This is a genomic window from Pseudomonas sp. B19(2017), from assembly GCF_002113165.1.
In the GTDB taxonomy this organism is placed as follows: Bacteria; Pseudomonadota; Gammaproteobacteria; order Pseudomonadales; family Pseudomonadaceae; genus Aquipseudomonas.
Map to the genome: position 1 here is coordinate 126,304 of NZ_NEJR01000008.1, position 18,606 is coordinate 144,909.

General features: G+C 63.7%; 15 protein-coding genes, 4 tRNA genes and 1 pseudogene. 9 read left to right on the forward strand and 11 right to left on the reverse strand.

The window, feature by feature from the left end; genetic code table 11:
- Window positions 1-354 precede the first annotated feature (354 nt).
- Window positions 355-525, forward strand: a pseudogene (locus CAF70_RS26790) (FAD-dependent oxidoreductase); the annotation flags it as partial.
- 301 nt (window positions 526-826) lie between these two features.
- On the opposite strand, the gene CAF70_RS13610 reads toward CAF70_RS26790, so the two are convergent.
- Window positions 827-1,450, reverse strand: coding sequence for a DsbA family protein (locus tag CAF70_RS13610; RefSeq protein WP_085625277.1), 624 nt, complete (start codon window positions 1,448-1,450; stop codon window positions 827-829).
- Between the two features lie 96 nt (window positions 1,451-1,546).
- Window positions 1,547-2,449: a LysR family transcriptional regulator gene (locus tag CAF70_RS13615; protein ID WP_085625278.1), complete on the reverse strand. Its 903-nt coding sequence runs from the start codon at window positions 2,447-2,449 to the stop codon at window positions 1,547-1,549.
- 274 nt (window positions 2,450-2,723) lie between these two features.
- Between CAF70_RS13615 and CAF70_RS13620 the strand changes: the two genes are divergently transcribed.
- The 5 genes from CAF70_RS13620 (at window position 2,724) to CAF70_RS13640 (ending at window position 8,952) form a co-directional block, all read left to right on the forward strand.
- Window positions 2,724-3,992: a cytochrome c gene (locus CAF70_RS13620; protein WP_085625279.1), complete on the forward strand. Its 1,269-nt coding sequence runs from the start codon at window positions 2,724-2,726 to the stop codon at window positions 3,990-3,992.
- Window positions 3,989-4,471 (forward strand): (2Fe-2S)-binding protein, encoded by a 483-nt coding sequence (locus CAF70_RS13625; RefSeq protein ID WP_085625280.1) that lies wholly within the window; start codon window positions 3,989-3,991, stop codon window positions 4,469-4,471. Before CAF70_RS13620 ends, CAF70_RS13625 begins: the two co-directional genes overlap by 4 nt.
- Window positions 4,455-6,677 (forward strand): molybdopterin cofactor-binding domain-containing protein, encoded by a 2,223-nt coding sequence (locus CAF70_RS13630; RefSeq protein WP_085625281.1) that lies wholly within the window; start codon window positions 4,455-4,457, stop codon window positions 6,675-6,677. Before CAF70_RS13625 ends, CAF70_RS13630 begins: the two co-directional genes overlap by 17 nt.
- A 42-nt stretch (window positions 6,678-6,719) precedes the next feature.
- The gene (locus tag CAF70_RS13635; protein ID WP_085625282.1) at window positions 6,720-7,688 is read left to right on the forward strand and encodes an XdhC family protein; all 969 of its coding nucleotides are present in this window, start codon (window positions 6,720-6,722) and stop codon (window positions 7,686-7,688) included.
- 151 nt (window positions 7,689-7,839) lie between these two features.
- Window positions 7,840-8,952 (forward strand): alkene reductase, encoded by a 1,113-nt coding sequence (locus CAF70_RS13640; protein WP_085625283.1) that lies wholly within the window; start codon window positions 7,840-7,842, stop codon window positions 8,950-8,952.
- Between the two features lie 57 nt (window positions 8,953-9,009).
- Here the strand turns inward: CAF70_RS13640 and CAF70_RS13645 are convergent, their stop codons facing one another.
- Complete coding sequence (locus tag CAF70_RS13645) at window positions 9,010-9,471, reverse strand: tautomerase family protein (RefSeq protein WP_085625342.1); 462 nt, start codon at window positions 9,469-9,471, stop codon at window positions 9,010-9,012.
- A 96-nt stretch (window positions 9,472-9,567) separates the two neighbouring features.
- Here CAF70_RS13645 and CAF70_RS13650 point away from each other — a divergent pair, with 96 nt between their 5' ends.
- The 3 genes from CAF70_RS13650 to CAF70_RS13660 all read left to right on the forward strand — a co-directional run bounded on the left by CAF70_RS13650 (window position 9,568) and on the right by CAF70_RS13660 (window position 12,883).
- Window positions 9,568-10,533, forward strand: a complete 966-nt coding sequence (locus CAF70_RS13650; protein WP_085625284.1) for a GlxA family transcriptional regulator — start codon at window positions 9,568-9,570, stop codon at window positions 10,531-10,533.
- A 186-nt stretch (window positions 10,534-10,719) separates the two neighbouring features.
- A complete protein-coding gene (locus CAF70_RS13655) occupies window positions 10,720-11,838 on the forward strand; it encodes a nitrilase-related carbon-nitrogen hydrolase (RefSeq protein WP_085625285.1) in 1,119 nt (372 codons plus the stop codon).
- Between the two features lie 4 nt (window positions 11,839-11,842).
- Window positions 11,843-12,883, forward strand: coding sequence for an AraC family transcriptional regulator (locus CAF70_RS13660; protein ID WP_085625286.1), 1,041 nt, complete (start codon window positions 11,843-11,845; stop codon window positions 12,881-12,883).
- A gap of 332 nt (window positions 12,884-13,215) precedes the next feature.
- On the opposite strand, the gene CAF70_RS13665 is transcribed toward CAF70_RS13660, so the two are convergent.
- From CAF70_RS13665 to purF, 8 genes are all read right to left on the reverse strand, one after another.
- Window positions 13,216-14,055 carry a DUF2242 domain-containing protein gene (locus tag CAF70_RS13665; protein ID WP_085625287.1) on the reverse strand — a complete coding sequence of 280 codons (840 nt, stop codon included), beginning with the start codon at window positions 14,053-14,055 and terminating at the stop codon, window positions 13,216-13,218.
- A 199-nt stretch (window positions 14,056-14,254) separates the two neighbouring features.
- A tRNA-Asp gene (locus CAF70_RS13670) sits at window positions 14,255-14,331 on the reverse strand.
- Window positions 14,332-14,472: 141 nt separating this feature from the next.
- Window positions 14,473-14,549: transfer RNA gene (locus CAF70_RS13675), tRNA-Asp, on the reverse strand.
- A gap of 99 nt (window positions 14,550-14,648) precedes the next feature.
- Window positions 14,649-14,725: transfer RNA gene (locus CAF70_RS13680), tRNA-Asp, on the reverse strand.
- Between the two features lie 66 nt (window positions 14,726-14,791).
- Window positions 14,792-14,867: transfer RNA gene (locus CAF70_RS13685), tRNA-Val, on the reverse strand.
- Window positions 14,868-15,101: 234 nt separating this feature from the next.
- Window positions 15,102-15,875, reverse strand: a complete 774-nt coding sequence (locus CAF70_RS13690; protein WP_085625288.1) for an SDR family oxidoreductase — start codon at window positions 15,873-15,875, stop codon at window positions 15,102-15,104.
- Window positions 15,872-17,083: an O-succinylhomoserine sulfhydrylase gene (locus CAF70_RS13695; RefSeq protein WP_025338247.1), complete on the reverse strand. Its 1,212-nt coding sequence runs from the start codon at window positions 17,081-17,083 to the stop codon at window positions 15,872-15,874. The genes CAF70_RS13690 and CAF70_RS13695 overlap by 4 nt, the downstream gene beginning before the upstream one ends.
- 16 nt (window positions 17,084-17,099) lie before the next feature.
- A complete protein-coding gene (gene purF, locus CAF70_RS13700; RefSeq protein ID WP_085625289.1) occupies window positions 17,100-18,605 on the reverse strand; it encodes an amidophosphoribosyltransferase in 1,506 nt (501 codons plus the stop codon).
- Window position 18,606 lies beyond the last annotated feature (1 nt).

Consider the following 18,606-nt stretch of genomic DNA (forward strand, 5'->3'; position numbering starts at 1 on the left):
TTCCGCATCAAGGAACACAAGAAGACCCGCCGTGTAATCGCGGAATTGGATTAGGCCAGGTTGGCAGGGGAATGGTCAGATTCGCTCTGGCTCACCAATGACTATAGTCGTTGATGACGCTTGCCGTAGTCGCTGAACGAATTTTCGGTACCCTCCAGTGCCAACAACACTCACGCGCTTATCTTGCTGCCATTTCGGGCGGCGCTTTAACACGATGATTTTGGCAGCTATTTCGCCACTTCAGACAAATCTACATCTGCTTTCTGGACGACAACGGCTGCCCGTTACGACAAGCAGAAACCGACCAGAGGCAGACACTGAAACCGCCTTCAGATCGACAGAATGAAGGTTGATATGGGAAATGCTCCGGACAAACGAGTCGTTGTCATGAGTGCCGGCATCGTGGGCGCTTCGCTGGCGTATCACCTGGCTGATAAAGGCGCGAATATCACCTTGGTTGAGGCTGAAGGTATCGCGTCGGGAATAATGGGAGATTCACTCGCATGGATCAACATCCTATACGGATAACGTGACCCCATTGCAGCACTGCGCGGAGCAGCAATCAAAGATGCGGCTCGTGCAGCGATGGTGCTGTACCTAACCAATAGTCGAGATCGGTCTTCGGGAAGCTGAGCGGTAGCCTTTGCGAATATTGTCACTGACCGCTTTTGGCCGATTGCTGTCCTCGGCAAAGGACCGCTATGGGTCCGATAGCTGCCACTGGCGACCAATCGCAATCCCCTGTCCTAACCGTGCAACAAGGATTGCAAAACTGATGAACAGGGCCACACCCAGCCCTTGATTGCCTGAATGGACAGTTCACTACTTACTGAGCACTGAAGAAGCCAAGCATCGGCGCCAGAACACTCGGTGTCTGCGCACCGAATACCACCGTACCGTTGATGCGCAAAGATGGGATCACGCGTCCCGCCCAAGCCGCAGCCGTGGCTTCGGCGGCCTGCAGTTCCTCACTGAACGTGTCGCTGTGCATGAATTGAACGACTTCGCCCAGAGGTACTTGTTCCCGCTGCAGCAGCTGTTCCAGAACCGCCGGATCACCAATGTCCTGGCCATAGCAATACAAGGCCTCAAACGCACTTTCCACAAAGTGATGAGCGGGTTTGCCGCTACGCTGCAGCCACAGTACAGCGGCAAGCGCGGGGCGCGTGTCGGGCAGGCGAACGATCTGGCTGAACGCCGGTTCAATGCCGAGCTGGCGCATTTGCGCAGCTACCAGGGATTGCTGGATCAGCGCCTGGGTGCCGAAGCGACGCTCGAGAAAGTCGTGGTAGGCCATGCCAGCTGCGGCACGGCTCAATGGCGAGCGGCAGGGTTGAAAGGTGACGTTCAGTGGTTGCCCTGCCTGGCTCATAGCGAGCGCAAGCCGGCGCAGCGCCACCCAGCTCCAAGGGTCAAGAAAGTCGAATGCCAGGAGCGGGGGAATGTGCATGGTCCAGGCCCTGAGTAAGGTAGTTCAGCCCAGAGTACGGCGTCAGTTGCACAGGCAGAAGCCACACAGCACGCAATAGAGCGTTGCGCAATGTCGCTAGGCAACACTGATCAACTCTTTCATGAAATGCGCAAAGGCCCTGATACGCGTCGAGGCGCGATTGATTGGCAGGTAGACGATATTGATCGAGGCATTGACTGACATCGGGTTCACTTCGTATTCAGGCAGCAAGCGGGTGAGCCGGCCCTGTTGCACATCCTCGGCAACCAGCCAGTCGGCCAGCAGCGCAATGCCCTGCCCGGCGACCGCTGCCTGCCTGAGAATGTCGGCATTGTTGCTCTGCATCCGGCCCTGCACCGCGACGGGCACCGTCTCGTCAGCCACCTCGAACAGCCAGTCGCGCATTGGCCCGCCGTAATCGAAGCGCATGCAGGAATGCCGGGTGAGTTCGCTCGGTTGCGTCGGCGCACCGTGCCGCTCCAGGTAGGCCGGGCTGGCCACCAGCCAGCGCTGGAAATGACCGATGGTGGTGCAGATCACATCTTCGCTGGAGACGGTCGACCCCAGGCGCACGGTCAGGTCGATTCGGTCCTTGTAAAGGTCCACCCGCTCGTCGCTGAGGTTGAGGCTGACCTCCAGCTCCGGATGGCTCGCCAGAAACCGCCCCAGGTGGGGGGAGATCAAGCGTCGGCCGAACTCCACCGGCACACTGACCCGCAGCTTGCCTTTCGCTTCGCTGCCCCTGTCGGTAACCATGCCATCGGCTGCAGCGAGCGCATCGAGAATGCCCACCGCGTTGTCGAAATAGGCTTGGCCCAGGTCGGTCAGGCGGTTCTGGCGTGTGCTGCGGGTAATCAGCGTGGTGCCCAGCTCCGCCTCCAGTGCTGCAACCTGACGCGCCACGGACGATGTTGCCACGCCAAGCTTGCGCGCGGCGGCGGAGTAGCCACCGCAACGTACCGTCTCTACGAACATGCTCAAGGCGAGAAACTTGTCCATTGACCGACCCTGTCGAAGATATCCATGAAGGAAGCTGGTGGCATCACCAGTCGAGGTTGCATCAGCCTGCAGCATAGCCACCTGCCCGGCCTCGAGATTGAACAGACGTGCTATCGAACACGCGCTGCCAGCCTTGCGTAATAAGCAAAGCTGCCTTGCGCGAGCGACCCATACCCGCACCAGCCGTGGTCCTTTAGGCTCGCCCTGAACTGATCGGCATCCGGCAATACCGGGAGTTGCTGGTTGCTAAAGGCGCAGAACGAGGTGGGTATCGATGTCGCACAGGAAGCGTTGGGCATTGGCAGCTATTGCGCTGGGCGTGGGCGGGGTAGCCGCAGCGTTCGGGTTGATGTGGCGACCGGCAATCGACCCTATCGAGCGGCCCATGGTATTCGAACCCGCACAGATTGCGCGCGGTGCCCAGGTCGTCACCGCCGGCGACTGCGCGGTCTGCCATACGCGCCCTGGCGGCAAGTACCTGGCGGGCGGCCTGCCACTGGTGACGCCGTTTGGCACGCTGTACAGCACCAACATAACGCCTGACGCGCAGACCGGTATCGGCAAGTGGCCACTCGAAGCGTTCCAGCGAGCCATGCGCGACGGGGTTTCCCGCGATGGGCACTTCCTCTACCCGGCCTTCCCGTACACGCATTACCGGTTACTCGACGATCAGGACCTGGCGGACGCCTACGCCTACCTGATGAGCGGGCCTCCGGTGCACCAGCCGGCAACCCCCAACCGCATGAAATTTCCGATGAACCTTCGCCCGCTGGTCGCGGGCTGGAACCTGCTGTTCCTGCATTCAGCGCCGTTCGTGCCGACAGCGCAGGCGTCCCCGCAGTGGAACCGTGGCCGCTATCTGGTCGAAGGCGCGGGCCACTGCGGCGGATGCCATACCCCTTTGAACCTGCTCGGTGCCGAGAAAACGGGCCAGGCGCTTGCCGGTGGAGTGGTTGACGGCTGGGAGGCCCCTTCCCTGCTCGGCCTGGCCAGGCGCGAAACGCCCTGGACCCAAGCCCAGCTGGTGGATTACCTGCAAGCCAAAGTCGTCGACGGCCATGGCACCGCCGCCGGCCCCATGCGCCCGGTCAGCCAGGAACTCGCGCGGCTGCCTCGGAGCGATGTCGAAGCCATGGCGGAATATCTGCTGAGTTTGCCGGCCTCCTCTCATCAACCAGCCACGCTCGAGACAAAAGCTGTGGCCTCGGCCGAATCGTCCAGCCTGGGCGGTGATCTGTTCCAGGCCGCATGCGCAGGCTGCCATGGTGCAGGCGCACCGATGCGCAGTATCGACGGCAGGCCAGCGCTGACGGCGACGTCCTCGGTGCAGGCCCCTGCGCCACGCAACTTCATCAAGACGGTACTGGAAGGCATCGCCCCCACACCCGGTGAGCCAGGCCCGGCGATGCCGCCGTTCGCGGCCAGCCTGAGCGACCAGCAGCTCGCCGCCCTGGCGGACTTCGTCCGTGGCCAAGCCGCCCCAGAACGGCCGTGGCCGGATTTGCATTCGACTATTCAGGCTCTGCGCGAGGAGACCCCATGAGCAACGTGAACCTTACAGTCAACGGCAAGCTGCACACCCTGGATATCGATCCGGATATGCCGCTGCTCTATGCCTTGCGCAACCACCTGGAACTCAACGGCGCCAAGTATGGCTGCGGGCTGGGCCAGTGCGGTGCCTGTACCGTCATCGTCGACGACCAGCCGGTATTCTCCTGCGTGACCCCGTGTGCCGGCATGCAAGGCCGCAACGTGCGCACCGTCGAGAGCCTGGGCACGCCTGAACGGCCAGGCCCGCTGCAACAAGCCTTCATCGATACCCAGGCCGCGCAATGTGGCTACTGCATCGCCGGGATGATCATGCGCGCCCAGGCCCTGCTGGAGCACAATCCGCAGCCCGACGTAGCCACCATCCGCGCGCACATGGCCACCAACCTGTGTCGCTGCGGCACGCATCTGCGAATCATCGAAGCGATCACCCGCGTCGTCGAAAACGGTGGCCTGCATGTCGTTCACAACTGAGTTCGGTCGCCGCGCGTTCCTGCAGGGCGGCAGCCTGCTGATGGCATTCGCGCTGATGCCGGCCGCCCGCAAGGCGCTGGCCGATACCGAGGTGGATACCCTCGGTACTGTCGTGCTCGCCCCGGACCTGCCAGGCAGCCTGCGCACCAACCCGTACCTCGACGCGTGGATCAGGGTCGGCGTCGAAGGCATTACCGTGTATACCGGCAAGGTGGAACTGGGCACCGGGGTAAAGACCGCGCTGTTGCAGATCGCCGCCGAGCGGCTGGACGTCTCGCCGGCAGCGGTCACTTTCCTCACGGCGGACACGGCGCTGACGCCGAACGAAGGCTACACGGCCGGCAGCCATACCATCTTCGACAGTGGCACGGCGCTGTTCAACGCCGCTGCGCAGGTGCGGCAGATGCTGATGGAATCAGCCGCCAGGCACTGGGGCGTGGAAGTGTCGTCGCTGCACACAGGCGATGCGATGATCACGGCCCCGTCCGGCGCCCGCATGAGCTATGCCGAGGCGGTGGCAGGCGTCGACTTGCATCAATATGCCAAGGCCAGCTCGCCGGACATTTCACCTGCGCAGTTCAAGCTCATCGGCCACGCCATCCCACGCCTGGATATTCCGGCCAAGGTCAGCGGTGGCGCGGCGTTCGTGCAGGACATGCGGCTGCCGGGCATGCTCCATGCCCGAATGATCCGGCCACCAAGGCCGGGCTGCACGCTCATCGGCTTCGATAGCCAGGCAATTGAACGCCTGCCGGGCGTCGTCAAGGTGGTCGAGGATGGCAACTATCTCGCCGTGGTGGCCAAGGATGAATGGCAAGCGATCAAGGCAATGCGGGCGGGCTACGCGGCGGCGAGGTGGACCACTGGCGAGGTGATTCCGGACCAGGCCGTTATCCACCAACTGCTGCCCAAGCTGCAATCCAGGCGCTACCCCATCCAGCACGAAGGCCAGCCGACGCCTTCAAGTGGCAAGACCTATCGGGCGCGCGTCACCAAACAGTACCTGATGCACGGTTCCATCGGCCCCTCCTGTTCGCTGGCCTGGTTCAAGGACGGTACGTTGACCGTCTGGACCCACACCCAGGGTGTGTTCCCGCTGCGTGCGGGCATCGCCGAAATGCTCGGCCTGCCGCTGAGTGCGGTACGCTGCATCCATGCCGAAGGCTCCGGATGCTATGGCCACAACGGCGCCGATGATGCCGCAGCCGACGCGGCGCTCATCGCCATGCGCATGCCCGGTGTGCCGGTGCGCGTGCAGTGGATGCGTGAACAGGAAAACCTGTGGGAACCGTACAGCTCGGCCATGCTCAGCGAACTGGAGGCCAGCCTGGACAGCAGCGGACGCATCAACCACTGGCAGTACCAGCTGTGGACCACGCCGCATAACGAGCGCATCACCAACGCCGGCCGCCTGGTGCCCGCGCGCATGCTCGCCCGCCCGTTCATCTCGGCGCCATCGGTGCCGATTGCCCAGCCTGAAGGCGATGGCGACCGCAACGCGATCCCGCTGTACCAAACGGGCGCAAGCGACATCGACATGCACTTCATCAGCGAAATGCCGTTCCGCACTTCGGCAATGCGCTCGCTGGGTGCCCACATCAATGTGTTTGCCATCGAGGCCTGCCTGGACGAACTGGCGGCGCAGGCAGGCGTGGATGCCATCGAGTTCCGCCTGAGCCACCTCACCGACCCAAGGGCCCGCGCCGTGGTCGAACGGGCCCGCGATGAATTCGCCTGGCCACGGCGTTCGTCTGCACCGGGCACGGGCATCGGCCTTGGCTTCGCCCGCTACAAGAACATCATGGGCTACTGCGCGGTGGCAGTGGAAATCCAGGTGCATCCGCAAACCGGCGAGATCGAGATTCAGCGGGTGGTCACGGCGGTGGACGTCGGGCAGATCGTCAATCCCGATGGGCTGCGCAACCAGGTCGAGGGCGGCATCGTCCAGTCGAGCAGCTGGACGCTCTACGAGGCGGTCAGTTATGACCCCGGTGGGGTACGCAGCTATGACTGGAGTGGCTATCCGATCCTGCGCTTCCCGCAACTTCCGAAACACGTTGAAGTGCACCTGATCGACCAGCCTGGCCAACCCTTCCTGGGTGCAGCCGAAATCGTCCAGGGCCCGATGGCGGCAGCCCTGGGTAACGCAGTGGCGGATGCCACCGGCCAGCGCCGGCTGGCGCTGCCGCTGACCCGCAAGGCGTGAACCGGCGGCGCTTGAACCTGTGTTTTGCAAAGGTAACGGCAAATGCAACATCTTGATGTGACGGTCCTGGAGCAGGCGCTGGCCTGGGCTGACGAAGGACACAGCATGTGGCTGTGCACGGTCCTTTCAACCTTCGGTTCGGCACCGCGCGCGCCTGGCGCAATGCTGGTGGCCATCCAGTCCGGTGCGCACAGTGGCTCGTTGTCTGGCGGCTGCGTCGAGGAGGCGTTTCTCGAGGCGCTCAGCCGTGGCGAGCATGCCGCACCGGCACAGGTCATCTGCTACGGCGCCAGTGCCGAACAGCGCAGACGCTTGCAACTGCCGTGTGGCGGTAGCCTGGACGTGCTGGTCGAGCACAGGCCCCCGAGCGCCGAATGGCGGGCCCACCTGGGCCAGTTGCTCGACGCACTGCGCGGTCAACGTCGCCTGACCCGGGTGATCGACCTGGAAAGCGGCCTGTTCAGCACCCGCAGCCGCACCGACGGCAGCGACACCGTAGTGCGCACGGGAAGTCGCCTGGAGATCGCCCTGGGCCCGGCACTGCGCTTGCTGCTGGCAGGCCTGTCACCAGTTGCCGAGGCCTGCGCACAGTTCGCCCGGGCCCTGGGCTTTGAAGTGATCGCTTGCGATCCGCGAGAAGAAGTGGCCGCGCTGTCGCTCGAAGGTGTGACGGTGATTCCGCTACTGCCCTCGATCTACATCGCCAACGGCGGTTGTCACGAAGCGACGGCGGTGGTTGCGCTGACCCATGATCCTAAAATCGACGACCTTGCATTGATGGAGGCGGTGCACACGCCTGCCTTCTACATCGGTGCCATGGGCTCGAAACGGACCTCGGAAAAACGCGCGGAGCGATTGCGCCGGATCGGCGGCTTGGCGCCTGCGGATGTCGATCGCCTGCACATGCCCATCGGCCTGGATATCGGCTCCAGGACCCCCGCCGAAATTGCATTGTCGGTGATGGCTGATGTGCTGCGGGTGTATCGAGGTAAAGCGCGAACGGCGCTTTGAGGTTGCCGGGTTTTGCGAGTTGCGCAATGCACTTGCCCCGGTTGTGCTGATTATCAGTTGGGGCGCCGGACATTAACCTGAATCCAGCAAACAGCCGCGCTATCGCTGCACTTGCCAACCGCATTCAAACCACTTGCAAAGGAACTGAGTAATGGCCCGTCATCTGTTCAATCCCATTCGCGTGGGCGCCTTGCAACTGCCGCACCGTATCGCCATGGCGCCACTGACCCGCTCCCGTGCAGGCCAACCCGGCGATATCCCGACGGCAATGGCGGCGGAATATTATGCCCAGCGCGCCAGCGCAGCCTTGATCATCACCGAAGCCACACAAATCTCCCGGCAGGGGCAAGGTTATGCCTGGACACCTGGCATTTACACAGCCGAACAGATCGCAGCCTGGCAGCAGGTGAGCGACAAGGTGCACGCACAGGACGGGCGCATCTTCATGCAGCTGTGGCACGTCGGGCGCGTTTCGCACCCCAGTTTCCAGCCTGACCATGGCCTACCCGTTGCACCGAGTGCGATCGCCGCGCCCGGCAAGACGTTCATCGTCGACCACGACGGCAATGGCGTCTGGGGCGATGTACCGGTCCCGCGCGCCCTGGAAGTCGAAGAGATCGCGGCGATCATCGATGATTACCGTAATGCTGCGCTCAATGCCATGGCGGCGGGCATGGATGGCGTCGAGATCCACGCCGGCAACGGCTACCTGCTCGACCAGTTCATCAACAGCAACAGCAACCGGCGCAGCGACCCTTACGGCGGCTCGTACCAGAATCGGGCGCGCCTGCTGCTGGCGGTGGTCCAGGCCGTGGCGCAAGAGATCGGCGCAGATCGCGTCGGTGTGCGCCTCACCCCGATGGGGCGGTTCATGGGTATGGGTGATGACACCCCTTTCGAAACTTTCAGCTACATCGTCAAGTCACTGAACCGCTACGGCCTGGCCTACCTGCACCTGGTCGAGCCCGCGGTCGTCGGCACCGTCAAGGACGAAAACTTCGACCCGCGCTGGGACGAGATCATCTTGCAGCTGCGCGATGCCTGGGAAGGTGTCCTGGTGCTCGCAGGCGGCTACGACGCAGCTTCTGCTGAACAAGCGATTGCCGAAGGCCGTGCCGATGTGGTGGCTTTCGGCCGACCGTTCCTGGCCAACCCGGACTTGCCACGCCGCATTCGCGACGGCCTGCAACTCAACACACCCGACCCTGCAACCTTCTTTGGTGGCGACGAGCGAGGCTACATCGACTACCCAGCCCACCCCTGACAGGGCCGTGCCGACTGGCTGGATCGCCCAGCCCGTCTGCACGGCGGAACGCAGGTTTTAGCCGCATGGCTGGGCGCGAGCGACAAGATGGCCGTAACCGGCAGCGCGGGTGAAATCGGCAAGATGCCAGAGGTTGCCGTTCGCGCCCCAGGTGCCATCGGCGACGTCGACCAGCTGTATCGACGTCATCAGCATGCGCCCGTCAGCCTGCCCCACGCAGTGTTCGATGGCCTGGTGCAGGCCCTGCACATAATCCTTGCGCATCTGTGCATCGAGGACCCCGGCCGGCACCTTTACCGTGACGATGCAGGGAATGGCCTGGGCGTGCATGTTCACCCCGCCACACAGCCAGTCAGCGCCACGCACCTCCTCGATGAGCACCCAGCACAGGCTGCGCTGCGGTAGCGCGCTACCGATGTGTTCGTGGGCAATGGCGGCCTCGTTGACGCGCTTGAGCAGCTGATCGCGTTGCGCCTCGTTGAAAGCCCCGGCAGGTACCTTGATCAGAATGTTGGGCATGGCGGAAACCTTGATGATGAATGGAGGCGCCATTAGGCCTTCCAGCCGTTACGTGCAGAAGTGTCGGATCCGTCCCGTTTCGAGCATAATCCGACAATGTACGATTTCACCATCCTGGTCACACCGGGGGCATTCGCAACGAGCGTGGCCGCCACCCTGGACATCCTCGCCAGCGCAGCCACCGTCAGCGGGCGGCTCGGCCTGGCCGCACCACGCTGGCGGGTTTGCGGCCCGCAACCAGGGCCGGTAGCGCTGGGCCATGGCCTGCAACTGACGGTGCAACCGCTCGAAGCAAGCGCCGCGGACCATTCCTGCTGGGTCATACCGGGCATCGGCGTCAGCGACATCGAGCTGCTTGAGCACCGCCTCGCCGAGCCATGGACAGCGCCGTTTCTCGCTTCGCTGCGCAGTCATATCGCCAACGGCCAGGAAATTGCCGCATCCTGCTCGGCGGTGTTTCTGCTGCAGGCAGCCGGGCTGCTGCACGGCCGGCGGGTGACTACCTCCTGGTGGCTGGCAGCGCATCTGCAGCAACTGGCACCCGGTTGCCGCGTGGACCCGGACTTCATGGTGCTGGCCGATCACCCGGTGACCACGGCAGGTGCCGCCTTCGCCCAAACCGACCTGATGCTGCACCTGCTCCGTCGGCGCCTGTCACCTGCAATCGCCGACGCGGTGGGCAAGGCGCTGCTGCTCGACCGCCGGCAACTGCAGGCGCCTTTTGTCATCCCCGCCGTGCTGGCGCAAGGTAATGCGCTGATCTCGCGCCTGACTGCCGAAATCGAGAAGTCACTGCCGGAACCGGCCAGCGTCAGGGCCCTGGCGGCAAGCGTCGGCATGTCCGAGCGGACCCTGTCGCGGCATGTGCACAAGGCAACGGGGCACTCCACCCGGCAGCTGATCCAGCGGGTGCAGTTGCACAAGGCCCGGGCGCTGCTCGAGTCTGGCGATTACTCCGTCGAAGCGGTCTCGGCGCAGGTCGGCTACCAGGACGCAACGGCGCTGCGGCGCTTGATGCGTCGCCTGCTTAACGCCACCCCGCGGCAGTTGCGCAAGCCCTGACCGGCACGGCGGTGGACCTCATGAGTGGCAGCAGAGAATGCGCCTAAGTGCCCGGCAGCTTTGGTATGATCCAGTCGCGATACTGCAAACGCAGTGCAACAGGGACTCCAGAGCTGATGAATCAGGCTGCGTCATGTCCCTGATTTCTGCACGGCCGGCTCATTTTTAGGTGAAAGCTGAAGTTTGATGCGAAAACTCCTGGCAAGCACCCTGGCGCTGGTGATGGCCGCCGCACTCTGTGGCTACGGTTTCTGGACCCAGCAGCGCCCGGAAGGCCATTATCTGTCCGACCTGCGCATCGAACTGGCGCTGAACCATGGCGTACCCGGCGAGCACGGCAACCTGCTCGGCGTCGAGCCGCTGCTGTACCCGGGCGACTACCAGAACCTGCAACGCCTGCACCGCAAGCTCGCGGCCTACCTGGAGCAGGCCCGAGCCCAGGGCCTGGTCGGCCCGCGCACGGTAGTGGTGCTGCCCGAGCACATCGGTACCTGGCTGTGGGCGCGCGGCGAAAAGAATGAGCTGTACCAGGTCACGCAAAGCCGTGAAGCCCTGCAATGGCTGGAACTGAGCAACCCGCTGCGCTATGGCCTGGCCATGCTCGGTGCTGACGGCGACGACCGGCGCGCCGACGCGCACCTGCGCATGAAGGCCGAGCAGATGGCCACGGATTACCAGCAACTGTTCGGTGGCCTGGCCAAGGAATTCAACGTGACCCTGGTAGCCGGCTCGATCGTGCTGCCCGCCCCCTATGTGAAGCAGGGCGTACTGCATGCCGGCAGCGGCCCGCTGTTCAACAGCAGCATGGTGTTCGCCGGTGACGGCTCGCTGCTGGGCCAGCCACAGCGTCAACAGTTCCCCGACAGCGAAATGCGCCGCTATGTCCACGATGGGCGCCAGCAGCCTTTGCAGGTCGTGCAAACCCCTGCCGGGCGCCTGGGGGTACTGGTGGGCAGCGACAGCTGGTACCCGGAAAACCACCAGCAACTGGCCCGCCAGGCAGTGGAACTGATCGCCAACCCGGTGTTCCTCAGCGGCAAGGGCAGCTGGCAGGCACCCTGGCGTGGCAATCGCCACCAGAATGCCAGCGCCAGGTTGCCCTTGCAGCGCGGCGAAGTCAGCGAACAGGCTGCCTGGCAGCACCTGACCAAGGCCGCCGGTGCCGATGTCAGCAGCATGAGCGTGTTCATGCGTGGGCAGTTCTGGGAACAGGGCAGCGACGGCCAAGGCTTTGCCCACCAGGCTGGCGAACTGCTGGCGGGAACGCCCAGCCCTGGCGCCCGCCTGCTGAACCTGTGGCTGTAGGCCGATGGCCCGCCCCCGTGTGCGCCTGGGCGACCTTTCGGTCGGCTTTGTCCAGCCGCTGAGCGAGGCCCTGCGCGAGCTTGGCCACGACCCGCAGCCACTGTTGCAGCGCTATGGCCTGAACGCAGCACGCCTGGGCGAGGCCAATGCCCGCTTGTCGATACCGCGCTACATGCACCTGGGGCATGCCGCCATCGAACTCTGCGGTGAGGCTGCGCTGGGCCTGCACATGGGGTGCCTGAGCCGTCTGGCGCAGGCCGGGCTGGCCGGCGTCACGGCGGCCCAGGCGCCCTGCGTGGGCGAGGCGGCGCGCACCCTGCTGCGCTTCGAGCCGTTGTATGCAGCCAACTACCGTGGCCATTCCACGTTCCATGAAGACGCCCACGGCGCCTGGCTGCGCTTCTACTCGATCAGCCCCTACAACGCCTACAACCGATTTGTCGTCGATTCCCTGCTCGCGGGCTGGTTGGCCCAGCTGAGCGACCTTGCCGGCACACCGGTGCAGGCCGAACGCCTGGAAATCGAATTTGCCGCCCCTGCCTACGCCGAGCGTTACCAGCCGTTGTGCGCTACACCCGTGCAATTTGCCGCCGAAAGCAATCAGCTGCGCCTTAGCCGCGCCACGCTGCAGCTGGCCAACCCGCGGCATTGCCCAAGCACCTGGCAGCACTTGCTGCAGTTGTGCGAGGCGGAGATGCTGCAACGCACCCGCATACGCAGCCTGGGTGAGCGCATCACCCACCTGCTGGGCCCGTTGCTCAATGGCGGTCGCGAACCGGACCTGGAAGAAGTGGCGCGGCACCTGCAGCTGCCGACCTGGACCTTGCGCCGCAAGCTGGCCGAGGAAGGCACGCGCTTTCGCGACCTGCTCAACGAAACACGGCGCGACCTGGCCGAGACCTACATCCGCGATACGGAACTGGCCTTTGGCGAGATCGCCTATCTGTTGGGGTTTGCGTCGGCCGAGGCCTTCCAGCGCGCTTTCAAGCGCTGGACGGGCCTTACGCCGGGGGAGTTCCGCCGCAGCCAGCGGCGGGTGGGCTAAAGCTCAGTGGCGTCGTCGGCCGGTTCCGGAGTGTCCAGTTCATAAGCCTGGTATTCGAGAAGTTCTTCCTGATATTCGTCCATCGACCTGCGTCCTCTTATCTCATGATCTTTATCGGTGTCGCCTTCAACCTAAGCAGGTGGAGTGAAGGAATGATGACAAGCTTATGAGTGGTAAACGTAGCAGGTGTTCAGGACATTATCACCGGGTGTCTGTAACAGGGGATGTGCATTGGCTGCACCGGCCCCTTCGCGGGTAAACCCGCTCCCACAGCTACTGCGCAGTTCTCAACGTCTGCGCAGTACTCGAACGGGGCCAGTACAGGCAAGCCATCAAAGTGCGGGGACCGCGGTCTCGGCGGCCTCGGCAGGCTGCGCTTGCTGCTGTACTTCAATAGGTGCCGACTCCGCCGGTGGCGCCACCGGCTGCGAGCCCTGGCTGTCATCCACCACCGGTGCCGCTACGGCCTCATCGGCTGGGGTAACGGTAGCCGGGGCTGGCGCCGCTTCCACCAAGGGTGCCGCTGCCGGGGCTGGTGCCACCGGTGCCGCCGCAGCCTGCTCCGGCAGCCCCAGGGCAGGCGCGGGCGCTTCGGCCTTCGGCGCGGGCTCCTCGACCTTGGCCTTGCTTTTCTGCTGCGGCTTGGGCTTGGGCAGGTAGCTCTCCACCAGGGCGAAATAACGGTCATAGAATTGCGCCGCCGTCACCGTCTCGCTGGCCACCTTGACCATGGAGTCGTCGCTGGAGCCAATCGGCATCGACACCGACCCCAGCACACCCACGCCCAGGCTGGCGGAGGTGTTGGACTTTTTCAGGGCGTAACGGTCCTGCAAGGCGTTGGCGAACATGGTCGAGCGCTGCTCGTCGCTCACATCGGGCGCACAGGTGACGTTGAAGCTGATTTGCAGGTGGTTCTCGCTGTTCTGCTGGAAGCTCTTGTTACCCACCACCTGGTTGGCGCCACTGCTGGTGATGATGTAGCCCTGGCTGAGCAAGGCACGCCGGGCGGCCTCGCAGGAGCCGGCATCGCTCACCGGGAAGCTGCGCGAGAAGGTACCCGAGTCATCGAAGTTCTCATGCTCGTAGACGGCGGCTTTTTTCGAGGAACAACCGGTCACGCCCGCCAGCACCAGGGCCAGCCCGAGCGCACCAAAGACGGTAGATCTGGTCATTGCGTATTCCGGGTAAGTCAGAAAGGTGCCTATTGTGCAACACAGCAGGCAGGCACAGGAACCGTTGATCGGTGAAGAGTCTGTCAGGTTCGTGTAAATCTGGATCAAGGGCGGAATTGCCCAAGCGAAAAACGAAAAAAGCGACCCTAAGGTCGCTTTCTCGTTGCTTCGAGGCGTTCAAGGGGCCTCGAGGCGAAGATGGCGCAGCGGACGGGACTCGAACCCGCGACCCCCGGCGTGACAGGCCGGTATTCTAACCGACTGAACTACCGCTGCGTATCATTCAGGCTTTCGCCCGATTGAAACCTGGGTCTACCCTTCCGGCGCGATGGCCTCAGGGCAGGCACAAAAAAAGCGATAACGTGATCGCTTCTCTTGTGTTTGCTTCAAGGTGTTCAAGGGACCTTGAAACGAAGATGGCGCAGCGGACGGGACTCGAACCCGCGACCCCCGGCGTGACAGGCCGGTATTCTAACCGACTGAACTACCGCTGCGTATCGTTCAGGCTTGCGCCCGATTGAAACTGGGATCAGCCCAAGGCGTTTTGCCTTGTGGCTTCAGACTGGTGCAGGCACCCGCCTGTTACTGAAAAATGGCGCAGCGGACGGGACTCGAACCCGCGACCCCCGGCGTGACAGGCCGGTATTCTAACCGACTGAACTACCGCTGCGCAGTGTGTTCCTCTCTGGCTATCGGCTTCTTGCGAAACCTGATGCACCAGGAACATCTCAGGAAGTGGTGGGTGATGACGGGATCGAACCGCCGACCCTCTGCTTGTAAGGCAGATGCTCTCCCGGCTGAGCTAATCACCCTCGCGATGTTGCTTGTTGCGTTTGCTTCGCTGAGGCCGCGAAATTTACGCAGGTGGCGAAGCTAAGTCAATAGCCCCATTGAATTTTTTTCAAAAAAGACAAATCGGGTTTGGGCATATGGCCCTATCGCCGGCAAGCCAGCTTCCACAGGTTCGCGTCAGGTTTTGAAATCTGTGCAGTACCTGTGGGAGCGGGCGTGCCCGCGAAGAGGCCCGTACAGGATATGCAGAATGCTCAGGTGTAGATCATCTTGCGGGTCATGCCGCCATCGACCACGAACTCCTGGCCGGTGACGAACGCTGCCTGGCGCGACAGCAGCCAGGCCACCATGGCCGCCACGTCTTCCACCGTCCCTACCCTGCCCGTCGGGTGCTGGGCATGGTCCGCCTCGGTCAACGGCTCGGCACGGCGCTGTGAAGGATCACGGGCATCGATCCAGCCCGGGCTCACCGCATTGACGCGGATCTCCGGTCCCAGGCTCATGGCCAGGGCGTGGGTCAAGGCCACCAGGCCGCCCTTGCTCGCCGCGTAGGCCTCGGTATCGGGCTCGGACTGCCGCGCCCGGGTGGAGGTGAGATTGACGATCGCCCCGTTGTGCGCACGCAGGTACGGCGCACAATGCTTGGCCAGCAACATCGGGCCGTTGAGGTTGACCGCCAGCACGCGGTTCCACTGCGCCAGGCTCAGGCTTTCCAGGGTCTGGTTATGCGGGTTGGCGATGGCTGCGTTGCACACCAACGCGTCCAGCCGGCCAAACTGCCCCAGCACCTCGGACACCCCGGCGCTGACCTGGGCTTCGTCGGCAACGTCCATGGTGATGAACCAGGCGTTGTCACCCAGGGCCTTGGCCACCTTGGCGCCGCGCCGGCGGTCGAGGTCGCTGAGTACGACCTGCCAGCCTTCGCAGATCAACCAGGCGGCAATGCCCAGACCGATGCCGCGCGCGGCACCGGTCACCAGGGCTACCCGGCCGTTGTGGCCGGGCGTACCGCCGCCGATTTCGATCACAGCGCCGCCAACCCGCGCGCCAGGTCGGCCTGCAGGTCGGCCACGTCTTCCAGGCCCACGGCAACACGGATCAGGCTGTCACGGATACCCGCGGCTTCACGCTCCTGCGGCGTCAGGCGGCCGTGGGAGGTGGTGGCCGGGTGGGCGATGGTGGTTTTGCTGTCACCCAGGTTGGTGGTGATGGAAATCACCCGGGTAGCGTCGATGAAGCGCCAGGCGCCCTCTTTGCCACCCTTGACCTCGAAGCTGACCACCGCACCAAAGCCACTCATCTGGCGCTTGGCCAGTTCATGCTGCGGGTGGCTTGGCAGGCCGGCGTAATGCACCTTCTCCACGCCCTCCTGCTGCTCCAGCCATTCGGCCAGTACCTGGGCGCTTTCGCAGTGCGCACGCATGCGCAGGCGCAAGGTTTCCAGGCCCTTGGTGAAGATCCAGGCGTTGAACGGGCTGAGAGTCGGCCCTGCGGTGCGCAGGAAGCCCACCACTTCCTTCATCTGCTCGGCACGGCCGGCAACCACGCCACCCATGCAGCGGCCCTGGCCGTCGATGAACTTGGTGGCCGAGTGGAACACGATGTCGGCCCCCAGCTTCAGCGGCTGCTGCAGCGCCGGGGTGCTGAAGCAGTTGTCCACCACCAGCATGGCCCCGTGGGCATGGGCGATTTCGCTGAGCGCGGTGATATCGACCAATTCGGCCAGCGGGTTGGACGGCGATTCGACGATCAGCAGCTTGGTATTGGCCTTGATGGCCTTTTCCCAGCCGGCGAGGTCGACCAGTGGCACGTAGTCCACCTGCACGCCAAAGCGCTTGAAGTACTTCTCGAACAGGCTGATGGTCGAGCCGAACACGCTTTGCGAAACCAGCACATGGTCACCGGCACTGCACAGCGACATCACCACGGCGAGGATTGCTGCCATGCCGGTGGAGGTGCCCACGGCCTGCTCGGCGCCTTCCATGGCTGCCAGGCGCTCCTCGAAGGCACGCACAGACGGGTTGGTGTAGCGCGAATAGACGTTGCCCGGCGTTTCGCCGGCAAAGCGTGCGGCCGCATCGGCCGCCGTGCGGAACACATAGCTGGAGGTCAGGAACAGCGCTTCGCTGTGCTCGGCCTCCGGTGTACGGTTTTGACCGGCGCGTACCGCCAGGGTGTCGAAGCCGACACCCTCGAGGTCACTGTCCAGTCGCCCGGCATCCCATTGATCCGTCATGCCGTCGCTCCCGAAATCAGTTGTTGTAGAGGTCGATGATCGCGCTGACCGCCTGGTTCTTGACCTTGGCCAGGTCGTTACGCGCCTGCTCGATGCGGTCGAGGTAGGCTTCGTCGATATCGCCGGTGACGTACTCACCGTTGAATACCGCGCAATCGAAGTGGTCGATCTTGATCTTGCCGCCACCGACCGAGTCGATCAGGTCCGGCAGGTCCTGGTAGACCAGCCAGTCGGCGCCAATCAACTCGGCCACTTGTTCGGTGGTACGGTTGTGGGCGATCAGTTCGTGAACACTCGGCATGTCGATGCCGTAGACGTTGGGGTAGCGTACCGCAGGGGCTGCGGAGCAGAAGTAGACGTTCTTGGCGCCGGCTTCGCGGGCCATCTGGATGATCTGCTTGCAGGTGGTGCCACGCACGATCGAGTCATCCACCAGCATCACGTTCTTGCCGCGGAACTCCAGCTCGATGGCGTTGAGCTTCTGGCGTACCGATTTCTTGCGCGCGGCCTGGCCGGGCATGATGAAAGTACGGCCGATGTAGCGGTTCTTGACGAAACCTTCGCGGAACTTCACGCCCAGGCGGTTGGCCAGTTCCAGGGCCGCAGTGCGGCTGGTGTCCGGGATCGGGATGACCACGTCGATGTCGTGCTCAGGACGCTCGCGCATGATCTTGTCGGCCAGTTTTTCACCCATGCGCAGACGGGCCTTGTACACCGACACACCATCCATGATCGAGTCCGGACGGGCCAGGTAGACATGTTCGAAGATGCACGGTTGCAGCTTCGGTGCTTCGGCGCACTGCTTGGTGTACAGCTGACCTTCCTCGGTGATGTACACCGCTTCGCCCGGCGCCAGGTCGCGGATCAGGGTGAAGCCGAGCACGTCCAGCGCCACGCTTTCCGAGGCGATCATGTATTCCACGCCTTCGTCGGTATGACGCTGGCCGAACACCACCGGGCGGATGCCGTTGGGGTCACGGAAGCCGACGATGCCGTAGCCGGTGATCATCGCCACCACGGCGTAACCACCGACGCAACGGCTGTGCACGTGGGAAACCGCGGCGAACACGTCTTCTTCGGTCGGCTGCAGCTTGCCACGCACCGCCAGCTCGTGCGCGAACACGTTCAGCAGCACTTCCGAGTCGGAGTTGGTGTTGACGTGGCGCAGGTCGGATTCGTAGATTTCCTTGGCCAGCTGCTCGACGTTGGTCAGGTTGCCGTTGTGTGCCAGGGTGATGCCGTACGGCGAGTTGACGTAGAACGGCTGGGCCTCGGCCGAGGTCGAGCTGCCCGCAGTCGGGTAGCGCACGTGGCCAATGCCGATGCTGCCGACCAGGCGCTGCATGTGGCGCTGCTGGAACACGTCGCGCACCAGGCCATTATCCTTGCGCAGGAACAACCGGCCGTCATGGCTGGTCACGATACCGGCAGCGTCCTGGCCGCGGTGCTGGAGGACCGTAAGCGCGTCATACAGCGCCTGATTGACGTTCGACTTACCGACGATACCGACGATGCCACACATG